The organism is Streptomyces longisporus (assembly GCF_039532765.1).
GTDB classification, from domain to species: domain Bacteria; phylum Actinomycetota; class Actinomycetes; order Streptomycetales; family Streptomycetaceae; genus Streptomyces; species Streptomyces longisporus.
Window position 1 is genome coordinate 287,612 of record NZ_BAAASG010000004.1, and the last position, 13,956, is coordinate 301,567.

Annotated in this window: 4 protein-coding genes and 1 pseudogene; 4 read left to right on the forward strand and 1 reads right to left on the reverse strand. The window is 72.1% G+C overall.

Annotated features, from left to right (window positions below):
• The first annotated feature begins 95 nt into the window (after positions 1-95).
• From ABD355_RS08100 to ABD355_RS08115, 4 genes and pseudogenes are all read left to right on the forward strand, one after another.
• Positions 96-392 carry an acyl carrier protein gene (locus ABD355_RS08100; protein WP_344399425.1) on the forward strand — a complete coding sequence of 99 codons (297 nt, stop codon included), beginning with the start codon at positions 96-98 and terminating at the stop codon, positions 390-392.
• Complete coding sequence (locus ABD355_RS08105; protein ID WP_344399426.1) at positions 385-1,497, forward strand: acyl-CoA dehydrogenase family protein; 1,113 nt, start codon at positions 385-387, stop codon at positions 1,495-1,497. The genes ABD355_RS08100 and ABD355_RS08105 overlap by 8 nt, the downstream gene beginning before the upstream one ends.
• A 44-nt stretch (positions 1,498-1,541) precedes the next feature.
• The gene (locus ABD355_RS08110) at positions 1,542-2,627 is read left to right on the forward strand and encodes an HAD-IIIC family phosphatase (RefSeq protein ID WP_344399427.1); all 1,086 of its coding nucleotides are present in this window, start codon (positions 1,542-1,544) and stop codon (positions 2,625-2,627) included.
• Between the two features lie 266 nt (positions 2,628-2,893).
• A pseudogene (locus ABD355_RS08115) lies at positions 2,894-12,409 on the forward strand (type I polyketide synthase); the annotation flags it as partial.
• A 74-nt stretch (positions 12,410-12,483) separates the two neighbouring features.
• Here ABD355_RS08115 and ABD355_RS08120 read toward each other — a convergent pair.
• A complete protein-coding gene (locus ABD355_RS08120) occupies positions 12,484-13,224 on the reverse strand; it encodes a thioesterase II family protein (protein WP_344399430.1) in 741 nt (246 codons plus the stop codon).
• Between the last annotated feature and the right edge of the window lie 732 nt (positions 13,225-13,956).

A 13,956-nucleotide genomic window follows, 5' to 3' on the forward strand; every position in this document is an offset into this window, starting at 1 on the left:
CGTACGCGCGGTCCGGTGCTCCACAGGGTGAAGGTGAAGCACACGCCCGAAGCCGCACGTCCGGCCAGGGCTTTCACGACTACGGAGGGTGTCTGATGACCGTTGAGCAAAACACCGGGACCGGAGCGATCGGCGCGCCAGACATCGAGAAAGCGCTGCTGGCATTCCTGGACGGCCACATCAAGACGTCGGTGGCCCCGGACCAGGACCTGTTCGGCTCCGGCCTGGTCACCTCGATGTTCGCGATGCAGCTGGTGGTCCACCTCGAGGAGACCTACGACATCGCGATCGTCGGGCCCGAACTGAAGCTCGACAACTTCCGCACCGTGCAGCGGATGACGGAGCTGGTGCTCAGGCTGCGTGAGCAAGAGGGCGTGACCCAGGGTGCCTGACACTCTGTCGGAGCAGTTCGCCCTGGTCGACGGGCTGGTCGGCGACCAACCCGAGGCCTGGGACGTGGCCGGTGCACTGCCGCGTGAACTCCTCGCCAAACTGGGCGCGGCAGGCATCCTGTGCGCGGAGGTACCCGCCGCCTTCGGGGGCCTGGGCCTCAGCTGTGGCGCCAACGGGGCGTTGACCGCGCACGTGGGCAGTCACTGCAGTTCCCTGCGCTCCATCATGACCTCGCAGGGGATCGCGACCGCGACGATCCGGCGCTTCGGCGACAAGGGCCAGCGTTCCCGCTTCCTCGGCGAGCTGACCGGCGGGCAGCTGGCCGCGGTCGCGTTCAGCGAGCCCGGAGCGGGCAGCGACCTCTCGGCCATGGGGACCAGCGTCGTCTCCGAGGGTGATTCGGTCGTGGTGACCGGAGAGAAGAAGTGGACCACCGGCGCCCGGTACGCCGACATGCTGATCGTCTTCGGACTGGACGAGCACGGTCTCGGCGCGGCCGTCGTCGTCCCGGTCGACACACCCGGCGTCCACCTGGAGCCGGTCGCCAACCCGCTCGGCTGTCGGGCCGCCGGTCACGCGAATGTGCGCCTCGACGCGGTGCGGGTGCCCGCCTCGCACCTGCTCGGCGGCGGCGGCCAGGCGCTGGGCATGCTGTTCACCACCGCCCTGTCGTACGGCCGGATGTCGGTCGCATGGGGCTGTGTGGGAATCGTCCGAGCCTGTCTCGACGCAGCGACCCGGCACGCCGCGACCCGTACCCAGGGCGGGGTGCCGCTCGCCGACCGGCAGCTGATCTCCCGTCATCTGGCCGATCTGCTGGTCGCCGAACAGGTCTCGACGCAGGTCTGCGAGCACGCCGCCCGCAGCTGGACGGCCGGCTCCCCGGACCAGGCCGTGGCCGCCGTGCTGGCGAAGCACGTCAGCGCCGGCCATGCCGCGCGCAGTGCCGCGACGGCAGTGCAGGTACTCGCCTCGGCCGGCTCGCAGGACGGCCACGTGGTCGCCCGCGCCTACCGGGACGCGAAGCTGATGGAGATCATCGAGGGCAGCAACGAGATCTGCCAGCTCATCCTGGCCGAGCACGCGCTGTCCCTGGCCCGGTAACCGTCACCGCAGGACAAAACCCACGCAAGCCGCAGGAGGATCCTGTGTCCGACAAGCCGACTCTGGTGAAGTGCCTGGTCTGGGACCTGGACAACACCCTTTGGCAAGGCACGCTGCTGGAGGACCCCGAGGTGGAACTGTTCGAGCAGACCCGCGATGTGATCGCGGCGCTCGACTCCCGCGGGATCCTGCAGTCGATATCCAGCAAGAACGACCACGATCTGGCCTGGGAGCGGCTGGAAAAGCTCGGCCTGACCGAATACTTCCTGCATCCCCAGATCAACTGGGGCCGCAAGTCCGACTCCGTGGTCGAAATCGCCAAGCAGCTGAACTTCGCGCTCGGGGCCGTCGCCTTCATCGACGACCAGCCCGCCGAGCGCGCCGAGGTCCAGTTCCGCGCACCCGAGGTGCGCTGCTACACCGCCGAGCAGCTGACCGAACTGCTGGAACTGCCCGAGTTCAGCCCGGCGGTGGTGACCGAGGACGCCCGACGGCGCCGGGAGATGTACCAGGCCGGCTTCCGCCGCGACGCCGAGAAGGAGTCGTTCAACGGTCCTGACGAGGAGTTCCTGCGCTCGCTCGACCTGGTCATGACGGTCAAGCGGGCGGACGGCGAGGACCTGTCCCGGGTCGAGGAACTCACCCTGCGCACCAGCCAGATGAACGCCACCGGGGTGCACTACTCCGACGAGACCCTGCGCGGTCTGCTGACGGACCCGCAGCACGAGGTGCTGACGGTCAGCCTGACCGACCGCTTCGGTCCGCACGGTGCGGTCGGCGTGATCCTGCTCGAATACGGGGAGGCGGTCTGGCGGCTCAAGCTGCTGGCCACCTCCTGCCGGGTGGTGACCTTCGGCGCCGGGGCGGTGCTGCTCAACTGGCTGGTGGACCAGGCGGCGCGCAACGGCGTGCACCTGGCGGCGGACTTCCGCCGTACCCCTCGCAACCGGATGATGGACATCGCCTACCGGTTCGCCGGGTTCACCGAGGAGCCCTGCGCGTGCCTGCCGGGGCAGGCGGGCCCGGCCGAGACCGGAGCCGACGGCATCCAGGTGCTGCACCTGGCCGCCGACCGCCGCGCGGACCCGACGACCATGACCGTGACCGCGCCCGAGCTCGGCGCGGTCTGACGACCGGCCCCGCGCCGCCGAAGCACTTCGGGGACCCGGCTGCGCGGACGCCGGGCCGGCCGTACGTATCCGTGAACCAACTCAGCATCGTGCTCTGCTGCGCTCTCGCACACGCGCGCCGATCGGCGGCGTGTGCTGATTGTCGTGCCGTGCACTGAGCCCAGATTCGTGTGCAGGGAAATCCAGGGGAGCGCCAGATGAGCGAGTCCGAGAACGCGGCCGTGTCGGAGCCGCTGAGCGAGGCCGCCAGGGCCGACGCGCGGCCGGCCGCCGAGCCGCTGGCCGTCGTCGGCATGGCGTGCCGCTACCCCGGCGGGGTCGGGTCCCCCGAGGACCTGTGGCGGATCGTCACCGACGAGCGGGACGTGATCTCGCCCTTTCCGGAGGACCGCGGCTGGGACGTCGCAGCGCTTCACGACCCGGACCCGGACGCGCCCGGCCGCAGCTATGTGAACCGCGGCGGGTTCCTCGATGACGCCGCGGATTTCGACGCCGCGTTCTTCAGCATCTCCCCGCGCGAGGCCGTCTCCATGGACCCGCAGCAGCGCCTGCTGCTCGAGGTCTCCTGGGAGGCGCTGGAGCGCGCCGGCATCGACCCGGCCGCGTTGCAGGGCAGCCGCACCGGCGTGTTCATCGGCGCGGAGGCGCGGGAGTACGGCCCGCGGCTGTCCGACGCGCCCGACGGCATCGAGGGCTACCTGCTCACCGGTACGTCGAGCAGCGTCGCCTCCGGGCGCATCGCATACACGTTGGGTCTGCGCGGCCCGGCGGTCACGATCGACACCTCGGCGTCGAGCTCGCTGGTCGCCCTGCATCTGGCGGCGCAGGCACTGCGCCGGGACGAGTGTTCGATGGCCGTGGTCGGCGGCGCCTCGGTGATGTCGACTCCCGGCAACTTCATCGCCTTCAGCCGTCTCAAGGGCCTGGCCCCGGACGGCCGTTGCAAGGCCTTCTCCGCGGACGCCGACGGCACCGTCTGGTCCGAGGGCGTCGGCGTGCTGCTGATCGAGCGCCTGCCGGACGCCCAGCGCAACGGTCATCGGATCCTCGCCCTCATCCGCGGTACGGCGGCCAACTCGGACGGCGCCAGCAACGGCCTTACCGCGCCCGACGAGCGGGCCCAGCAGGCCGTGATCCACGCGGCACTGGCCGACGCGGGACTCGAACCCGGCCAGATCGACGTGGTGGAGGCGCACGGCACCGGCACCCCGCTCGGCGACCAGGCCGAGGCCCGGGCACTGATCGCCGGATACGGCGGCACACGACCCGCCGGGCGCCCGCTGCACGTCGGCTCGGTCAAGTCGAACATCGGCCACACCCAGGCCGCGGCCGGCGTGGCCGGAGTCATCAAGACCGTCATGGCCCTGCGCCACGGCGTCATGCCCAGGACGCTGCACATCGACCGGCCCACGGCCGCAGTCGACTGGACAGGCGCCGCGGTGCACCCACTGACCGAGGCCCGGCCCTGGCCGGATCTGGACCGCCCCCGGCGCGCCGGAGTCTCCTCCTTCGGCATCAGCGGCACCAACGTGCACGCCATCCTCGAGCAGGTTCCCGACCCGGCCGGGCCGCACGACGGGGACCCGGCCGCGGCACCGACCGATGAGCCGACCGCGTGGCTGCTCTCGGGCCGCACCGCCGCCGGCCTGGCCGACCAGGCGGATCGGCTCGCCGCACACCTCGACCGGCACCCCGGACTCGACCCGGCCGCCGTCGCCTGGTCCCTGGCGACCACCCGGTCGACGTTCGAGCACCGTGCCGCGATCACCGGCACCGGCCGGGACGAGTTGCTGGCCGGCCTTGCCGCGCTGGCCGAGGGCGGCCCGGCGGCCGGTCTGGTCACCGCGTCGGCGGATCCCGCCGGCCGGGGCAAGACCGCCTTCGTCTTCCCCGGCCAAGGCGGTCAGTGGCTCGGCATGGGCCGCGAACTGGCCGCCGCGTCACCGGTCTTCGCCGCGCGACTGGCCGAGTGCGCCGCGGCATTGGACCCGTATGTCGACTGGTCGCTCGACGAGGTGCTCGCCGGAGCCCCGGGCGCGCCCGCGCTGGAGTCGGCCGCCGTGGTCCAGCCCGCACTGTGGGCCGTCATGGTCAGCCTGGCCGCGGTCTGGGAAAGCGCCGGAGTGGTCCCCGACTTCGTCGTCGGACACAGCCAGGGCGAGATCGCCGCGGCCGCCGTGGCGGGAATCCTCTCGCTGCCCGACGCCGCCCGCACGGTCGCGCTGCGCAGCCGCGCACTCGGCGCGGTGGCCGGTGCCGGCGGGATGCTCTCCGTCGCCGCCCCCGCCGCCACGGTGCGGGACCTGCTCGCCCGGCACGGCGGCGCGCTCGGCGTCGCCGCGGTCAACGGCCCGAACGCCACGGTCGTGTCCGGTGAACTCGCCGCGCTCGAAGCCTTCGCCGCGGCGTGCGCCGACGAGGGACTGCGCACCCGGAACGTCGCCGTCGACTACGCCTCGCACAGCCCGCAGATGGAGCGCATCCAGAGCACGCTGATGGAGCAGCTGACCGGGATCGTCCCACGCGTCGGCCGGATCCCGATGGTCTCGGCGATGAGCGGGCGGATCCTGACCGGTCCCGAGCTCGACGCCGGGTACTGGTACGCCAGTCTGCGTGCGACGGTCGAGTTCGACGCCGCGGTCCGCGTGCTCGCCGACGCGGGCTGCCAGGTCTTCGTCGAGGCCTCGCCGCACCCGCTGCTGGTCGGCACCATCAGCGAGGTCTTCGAGGATCTCGCACGCTCCCGCGCCGAGGACGAGCCCGCCCCCGCCTCCCCGATCGTGACCGGCACACTGCGGCGCGACGAGGGCGGACCGGCCCGGCTCCTGCAGTCCTTTGCCGAGGCCCACTGCCATGGTGTGGAGCTCTCTTGGTCGACGGTGCTGCCCGCCACTCCGGTCGTCGAACTGCCCACGTACGCGTTCCAGCACACGCGCTACTGGCTCGACGGCAGCGGAACGCTGCTCAACGCCGCCGGGCAGGTCGTCGCGGCGCCCTCGACCCGGACACGGCCGCCGGCCGGCACCGCGGCGCTGCGCGAGCAGCTGTCCGGTCTGTCAGGGCCCGAAGCCACCGGGCTGTTGACACACCTCGTCCGGGCACACGTGGCCACGGCCCTCGGCCATGCCTCCGGCGACGAGATCGATCTCCGCCACACGTTCAAGGAGATCGGTTTCGATTCGCTGACCGCCGTGGACCTGCGCAACCGGCTCGCCGCCGGCACCGGCCTCACCCTGCCGGTCAGCCTGGTCTACGACCACCCGACCCCCGAGGCGCTGGTGCGGTCCCTCAAGGCCCAGCTGCTCGGTGAGGAGGACGAGGCCGGCCGCCCGGGTCCGGGCCGGCCCGCGGGCACGGACGACGACCCGATCGCGATCGTCGCGATGGCCTGCCGTCTGCCCGGCGGTGTCACAGGGCCCGAGGACTTCTGGGACCTGCTGCAGGCCGGCGCCGACGCCACCTCGGAACTGCCCGCCAACCGGGGCTGGGACCTGTCGCAGCTCTACCACCCCGACCCCGAGCACCCCGGCACCCACTACTGCCTGCGGGGCGGGTTCATGCACGACGCGGGCGACTTCGACGCGGCGTTCTTCGGCATCTCGCCCCGTGAAGCCACCGCCATGGACCCGCAGCAGCAGCTCCTGCTCGAACTCGCCTGGGAGACCCTCGAACGGGGAGGCCTCGACCCGGCCGGGCTGCGCGGCTCGGACACCGGGGTGTTCGTCGGCGCCACCCACTCCGGCTACGGCACCGGCCTGCCCAACGCCTATGAGGGGCACCTGCAGACCGGCATCGCCGCCAGCGTCGCCTCGGGCCGGGTGGCCTACACGCTCGGGCTGGAGGGACCGGCCGTCTCGGTCGACACGGCGTGCTCCTCGTCGCTGGTCGCCCTGCACCAGGCGGCGCAGGCGCTGCGCGCGGGGGAGTGCTCGCTCGCGCTGGCCGGCGGCGTGTGGGTGTTCGGCGACCTCGCCTGGGCGGTCTACTTCAGCCGGCAGCGCGGCATCTGCCCCGACGGCCGCTCGAAGGCCTTCTCCGCCCGGGCGAACGGATTCGCCATGGCCGAAGGCGCCGGAATGCTGCTCCTGGAGCGGCTCTCGGACGCCCGGCGCAACGGACACCCGGTGCTCGCGGTGGTGCGCGGCTCCGCGGTGAACCAGGACGGCGCGAGCAACGGTATGACCGCGCCGAACGGCGTGGCGCAGCAGAAGGTGATCCGCGCGGCCCTGGCCAAGGCGGGGCTGTCCCCACGTGACGTGGACGCGGTGGAGGCGCACGGCACCGGCACTCCGCTCGGCGACCCGATCGAGGCGGGGGCGCTGATCGCGACCTATGGGCAGGACCGGCCTGAGGACCGGCCGCTGTGGCTCGGCTCCGTGAAGTCGAACCTTGGGCACACGAACTGGGCCGCGGGCGTCGTCAGCGTGATCAAGATGGTCCTGGCGATGCAGAAGGGCCAGCTGCCGCGAACCCTGCACGCCGAGGAGCCGACACCGCACGTGGACTGGTCCGCCGGGAACGTCCGCCTGCTGCAGGAGCGGATCGCCTGGCCGGAAACGGGTCGGCCGCGCCGGGCCGGGGTCTCGTCCTTCGGCATCAGCGGGACGAACGCGCATGTGTTGTTGGAGCAGGCGCCGGTGTTTTCGGTGCCCGAGGTGAGTACGGCTGTTGAGCTGCCGGTGGTGGCGTGGCCGTTGTCGGGTCGTTCGGTGGCGGGGTTGGCGGGGCAGGCGGGCCGGCTGAGGGATTTCGTGGTGGCGGGGGGCGAGGGTCTGGGCTCGCTGGGTGATGTGGGGTGGTCGTTGGGTTGTTCGCGTGCGGTGCTGGAGGACCGTGCGGTGGTGATCGGCGGAAGTACCGAGGAGTTGGCGGCGGGTCTGGGCCTGGTGGCCGCGGGGGAGTCGGCGGGTTCTGGTGTGGTGGTGGGTCGTGCGGGGTCGTTGGGGAAGGTGGGGTGGGTCTTCACCGGGCAGGGTGCTCAGCGGTTGGGGATGGGGCGGGGTTTGTATGAGGTGTTTCCGGTGTTTGTGGAGGCGTTTGACGAGGTGTGTGGGGTGTTTGACGGTGTGTTGGGTGGTTCGGTGCGGGGGGTGGTGTGGGGGTCGGATGCGGAGTTGGTGAACGAGACGGTGTGGGCTCAGGCGGGTTTGTTTGCGGTGGAGGTGGCTGCGGCCCGGCTGTTGGAGTCGTGGGGTGTGTCGGTGGATGTGGTGGCGGGGCATTCGATCGGGGAGTTGGCGGCGGCGTTTGTGGCGGGGGTGTGGGAGCTGGAGGATGTGTGTCGGGTGGTGGCGGCGCGTGGTCGCCTGATGCAGGCTCTGCCGCGGGGTGGGGCGATGTTGCAGGTGGCGGCGGCGGAGGATGTGGTGGCGGGTTGGTTGGGGGAGGCGGGGGTCGAGGGCGGGGTCGGGGTGGCGGCGGTCAACGGCCCGGCGGCGGTGGTGGTCTCCGGCGATGAGGCGGGTGTGGGGCGGGTTGAGGCGTTGGCGGTGGGTGCGGGGGTGCGGGTGCGGCGGTTGCGTGTGTCGCATGCGTTTCATTCGCCGTTGATGGAGCCGATGTTGGAGGAGTTCGGGCGGGTGGTGGCGTCGACGCGGTTGTGTGAGCCGCGGTTGGGGTTGGTGTCGGGTCTGACGGGTGCTCTGGTCAGCGGTGAGGTGACGGATCCGGGTTATTGGGTGCGGCATGTGCGTGAGGCGGTGCGGTTCGCTGATGCGGTGGTGAGTCTGCGTGGTGTGGGGGTGCGCACGTTCGTGGAGGTGGGTCCGGACGGGGTGTTGTCGGGGCTTGGGCCGCAGGTGGGTGAGTCGGGTGGTGGTGAGGTGTGGTTGCCGGTGATGCGTCGGGGTCGTGATGAGGTGCGTGCGGCGTTGACGGCGTTGGCGGGTGTGGCGGTGCGGGGTGGCGCGGTGCGGTGGGAGGGGGTGTATGGGGAGGGTCGGCGCCGGGTGGAGTTGCCGACGTATGCGTTCCAGCGTGAGCGTTACTGGCTCAGTGGTCGGGGCAGTGCCCGGCCGCAGGATCTGGGGCTGGGCGAGGCCGGGCATGGGCTGTTGGGCGCGGTGGTGGAGTCGCCGGGCTCCGGCGGGATCAGCGCGGTGGGACGCCTGTCCCTCGCCACCCATTCCTGGCTGGGGGATCACGTCGTTTCGGGGCGTGTGGTGGTGCCGGGGGCGGCGCTGGTGGAGATGGCGTCGTTCGTGGGCGGGCTGACCGGCTGCGGCAGGGTTGAGGAGCTGCTGATCGATGCGCCGGTGGTGGTGCCGGACGAGGGCGGCCTGCGGATCCAGGTCAGCGCGACCGGTGCGGACGACCACGGGCGCCGCGAGGTCGGTATCCACACCCGGCCCGACGACGACTCGGGCGACGTCGAAGAAGCCGACGCGTGGACCCGGCATGCGAGCGGTGTGCTGGCGCCGGTAGGCGAGGTCGGTGCGGTGGACGGACAGTGGGCGGTCGTGTGGCCTCCGGCGGGTGCCGAGGCGCTGTCGGTGGAGGAGCTGTACGCGGGGCTCAGCGGAGCGGGGCTCGACTACGGGCCGGTGTTCGCGGGCGTGCGCGGGATCTGGCGTGGCCAGGAACCCGGCGAGGTGTTCGCGGAGATCGCGCTGCCCGAGGACGTCTCGGCGGCCGGGTTCGCTCTCCACCCCGCGCTGCTGGACGCCGCCCTGCACGCCATCGGCCTGGACGGCACCACCGGCCCGATGGACCCGTTCGCCTGGGCCGGCGTGGCGGTGCACGCAGCCGAAGCGACCAGTGCGCGTGTCAGGGTGGCGCCGGTCGCTGACGGCGAGGGCGTGGCGGTGACGATCGCCGACCCGGCCGGAACGGTGCTCGCCTCGGTCGACTCGCTGGTCCTTCGGCCGATGGAAGTCGGTGCCCTGCAGATCAGCTCCCGGCTGATCCGCGAGTCCCTGCTCGCCCTGGACTGGACGGAGCTTCCGAGCGTGCCCCAGACCACCGCGCCGTCGGGCGCCGGCTGGGCGCTCATCGGCCCGGCCGAGATCGCCGGCCTGCCGGACGCCGTTCGGTACGACGGGATTGAGGCACTGCTCAAGGCGCTGGACGCCGGAACTGCCGTACCCGACACCCTCGTTGTACTGGCCTTGCCTGCGCGCGATTGCCCGCTCGAGCGTTCCGCGCCGGATGCCGCGAGTGAGGCGGCCGTCGAGGCCTTGGACCTGATCCAGGGATGGCTGAACGCCGAGGCGCTGGCCGGCACCCGCCTCGTCCTGGTCACCGTCGGCGCGGTCGACGCGGACCATGGGGACGGCGCCCGTACGGCGGCGGCCGTGGCGGCCGCTTCGGTATGGGGTCTGGGGCGGGTGGCACAGGCGGAGTGCGTGGGCCGGGTGGTACTGGTCGACGTGGAGAGTCCGGGTGCGGTCGGTCCCGGGGTCGCGGCCGGGCTCGGTTCGGGCGAGGGCCAGGTGGCGGTGCGCGGCGGCCAGGTCCGCGTGCCGCGGCTGGGCCGGCTCGCTCCGGCACTGCCCGTTCCTGCCGGGACGACCGGTCCGGGCTGGCGGCTGGGCTTTCGTGAGCGCGGCACCTTGGAGGCGTTGTGCCTGCAAGCGAGTGACGACGGGTCGGCGCCCTTGGAGCCGGGGCAGGTGCGGGTGGCGGTGCGTGCCGCGGGTGTCAATTTCCGGGACGTGCTCAACGTACTCGGGATGTACCCGGGTGATGCGGGGGCGCTGGGCCTCGAAGGCGCGGGCTGGGTGGTGGAAACCGGGCCCGGGGTCACGGACCTGGTGCCGGGTCAGGCCGTGATGGGGTTGTTCACCGGCGGTTTCACGCCGCTCGCGGTGACCGACGCGCGGCTGGTGGCCCCCATTCCTGCGCAGTGGTCGATGGCTCAGGCGGCCAGTGCGCCCGTGGCCTTCCTCACCGCGTATCACGCGCTGGTCGAGCTGGCCGGGCTGACCGCGGGCGAGTCGGTGCTCGTCCACGCCGCGGCCGGCGGTGTCGGCATGGCGGCGCTGCAGCTCGCCGGGCACCTCGGCGCGACCGTGTTCGCCACGGCGAGCGAGGGCAAGTGGTCCGCCCTGGAACGGGCCGGGATCGCCCGTGAACGGATCGCCTCGTCCCGCACGCTCGAGTTCGAGGAGGCCTTCCGGGCGGCGAGCGGTGGAAGCGGGATCGACGTGGTCCTGGATTCGCTGGCCGGGGAGTTCGTGGACGCCTCGCTGCGGCTGGCGGCGCCCGGTGGCCGCTTCGTGGAGATCGGCAAGACCGACGTGCGTGACCCGGAAACGGTCGCCCGCGCACACGGCATCACCTATCAGACGGCTGACCTGCTGGCCTTGGACGCCGAACGACTCGGTCCGATGCTGCGCCGGGTCACGGAGCTCTGTGCCCAGGGTGTGCTGCGGCCGTTGCCGGTGACCGGCTGGGACGTGCGTCGGGCTCCCGAGGCCTTCCGGTTCATGGGCCAGGCGCGGCACGTCGGCAAGGTTGCGCTCACCGTGCCCGCACCGGTGCGCGCTGACGCGGCGGTCGTGGTGACCGGCGGTACCGGCGGCCTCGGCCGTCTGGTCGCACAGCACCTGGCGGACACGGGGCAGGCCGGCGAACTGGTGCTGCTCTCCCGCAGCGGACCCACGGCGCCAGGCGCAGCCGCGCTCGCCGCGCGACTCGCGGCTTCCGGTACGGCGGTGCGCATCGAGTCCTGCGACGCGGCCGATCGCGCGGCGCTGGAGGCGGTGTTCGACACGGTCAAGCGCACCCGGCAAGTGGACGGGGTCTTCCATGCCGCCGGAGTTCTCGACGACGGGCTGATCGGGACCCTGACACCGCGTCAGGTCCGTTCCGTGATACGGGCGAAGGCGCTCGGCGCGTGGAACCTGCACGAGCTGACGAGCCGGACGGACATCTCACGCTTCGTTCTGTTCAGCTCCGTGGCCGGTATCTGGGGCAACCCCGGGCAGGGCAACTACGCGGCCGCCAACACCTTCCTCGACGCGCTCGCCGCATACCGGCACGGCCAAGGTCTCGCCGCGACGTCGCTGGCCTGGGGCCCCTGGGAACGCGCCGACGGCATGGCCGGCACGCTGCAGCAGGCGGACCGGGACCGGATGGCGCGCGCCGGGCTGGCGCTGATCTCCGACACCGAGGGGCCGGCACTGCTCGACGCGGCGCCCGGCACCGGCCGCGCGGCGCTGGTCGCCGCACGGTTGCACAGCAGCACTCTCACGCACGACAACCCCCACCTGCCCGCCGTGCTGGGCGCGCTGGCCCGCCGGGTCGGCCCGAGCGCCGCGGCGGTCGGGCCGGGCGGCGACCTGGCCGCGCGACTGGCCGGGCTCGGCCCGGAGCAGCAACTGGAGACCGTCTCGGACCTGATCAGTAAGCAGGCCGCGCTCGTGCTGGGTGTCAGAGGAACGGGCGGCCTCCAGGCCACTCGTTCATTCCGCGAGCTGGGCTTCACCTCGTTGATGGCGTTGGAGCTGCGCAACGCGCTCAGCCGGATCGCCGGGGTGCATCTGTCCGCCGGGCTGGCCTTCGACTACCCGACGCCCCAGGCGCTGGCCGAGTACCTGCTCGAGCGCATGGTAGGCACGGCCAACCCCGACCAGCTGGTGCTCGACGAGCTCGACCGGCTCGAATCGGTGCTCGCCACGGCAGCGGACAGCCGGCGCCGGGCGGCGGTCCTGACCCGCCTCGAAGGCATCGTGCACGATTTCCGCACCGGGCGCTCGGACAACGCGGAGGACCTGCGCGAGATCGGCGAAGCGACCGACGACGAGATCTTCGACCTCATCGACAAGGAACTGGAGATCTGAGCCCCGGACACGAGACCACGGCGGCCGCTTCCGGCGGCCGCCGTGGTCTCGTGTCCGGGGCAGGGCGGGTTCGTCTAGAAGTACTGCTTCAGCAACTCGGTGATCTCCTGCATGCGGGTGCTGACGAAGAAGTGGCCGCCGGAGAAGACCCGCAGGTCGAAGCCGCCGGTGGTGTGCCGGTCCCAGGCCTTGGCCTCATCGACGGTGGTCTTGGGGTCGTCGTCGCCGGTCAGGACCGTGATGGGGCAGGCCACGGTCGCGTCCGGCTCGCAGTGGTAGGTCTCGACCGCCGTGTAGTCGGCGCGAAGGGCGGGAAGCGCGGCGCGCATCACCTCCTCGTCTCCCAGCAGCAGCGAGGCGGTCCCGCTCAGGGCGCGCACATCGGCCATGATGTCCTCGTCGCTGCGGTGGACGCGCTCGTCGCGGTGGGTCGCCGGCCCTCGGCGACCGGACGCGAGCAACCGGACCGGCCCGCGGCCGTCGGCTTCGAGACGGCGGGCGATCTCGAAGCCGAGCAGCGCGCCCATGCTGTGACCGAACACGGTCAGCGGACGCCGCGGCGTCGGGTCGAGCAGTCCGCAGATGCGGTCGGCCAGCGTGACCAGATCGTCGATCGGCCGCTCTGCCCGCCGGTCCTGCCGGCCCGGGTACTGGACTGCGACCACGTCGACCTTCGGAGCGAGGGCGCGGGCGAGGGGCAGGAAGAACGAGGCCGAGCCGCCCGCGTGCGGAAGGCACAGCAGCGTACCCACCGCGTTCTCGGCCGGCTGGTAGCGGCGGAGCCACTTCGCTTCTTCGGAGGGGGATGCGGACATGCTGGCTCCTCTGGTTCATGAGGTGGGTGGCTGTCTCCCGTGGCGGTCCGTCATATGACGGCCTGTCAGGAGTCGAACAAGCACAGCAGGCACGGCCGGTCTCGTCGAGGCGGATCGATGCGCCCTCGCGAAGCTGCGCGGATGCCCGCCTGCCGTGACGATGTGGCGCGGGGCGGCGCCGGTGCGGGTCCGGGTGTGCCCTGTCGGCTCACGCGGTGTCGGCCCGCGGGGCGATCGCTTGGGTGCCGAGCGGGCATCGGACGTGGTCGGCCGTCCGTCATCGTAGAGGAAGAGGGGTGCGGTCAGGACCGACGCGGCAGCCGGTCGAACAGGGCCGGGCCTCGACCGACCGGACGTCATTGAGCTACGGTGCCGTCCGGCGATCCGGGGCCGGTGTAAGAACACTGCTGCGACCCGCCGGGCCTGATTCTCGTCCGTCAAGTGGACGACGACCATGATCGAGCCGTAGCGGCCGGTGGCGCACGGCTGTCCGCCGGAAAGGCCGGCTCGTCGGCACACCAAGGCGTCTGAATACGGATCCGCCCGCCTCGCTCATTTGGCATCGTCCTGCCCGATGAATATGTCCGGAAGTCCGTCGAGTAAATTGAGCGAGAAATCGAGGAAATGCCTCGGCCCTGAATTGGGCGACCTTTCAGGGAGGACACCGCCAAGGCGGAAACTGTCCGGTCGCGTGCCGTCGACGGTGTTCGACTGGCGCTCGGCGGCAGCTGA

Bases quoted from the DNA above. Each gene is read 5' to 3' on its own strand.
- ABD355_RS08100 (WP_344399425.1), top strand. From the start codon at position 96: ATGACCGTTGAGCAAAACACCGGGACCGGAGCGATCGGCGCGCCAGAC.
- ABD355_RS08120 (WP_344399430.1), bottom strand. From the start codon at position 13,224: ATGTCCGCATCCCCCTCCGAAGAAGCGAAGTGGCTCCGCCGCTACCAG.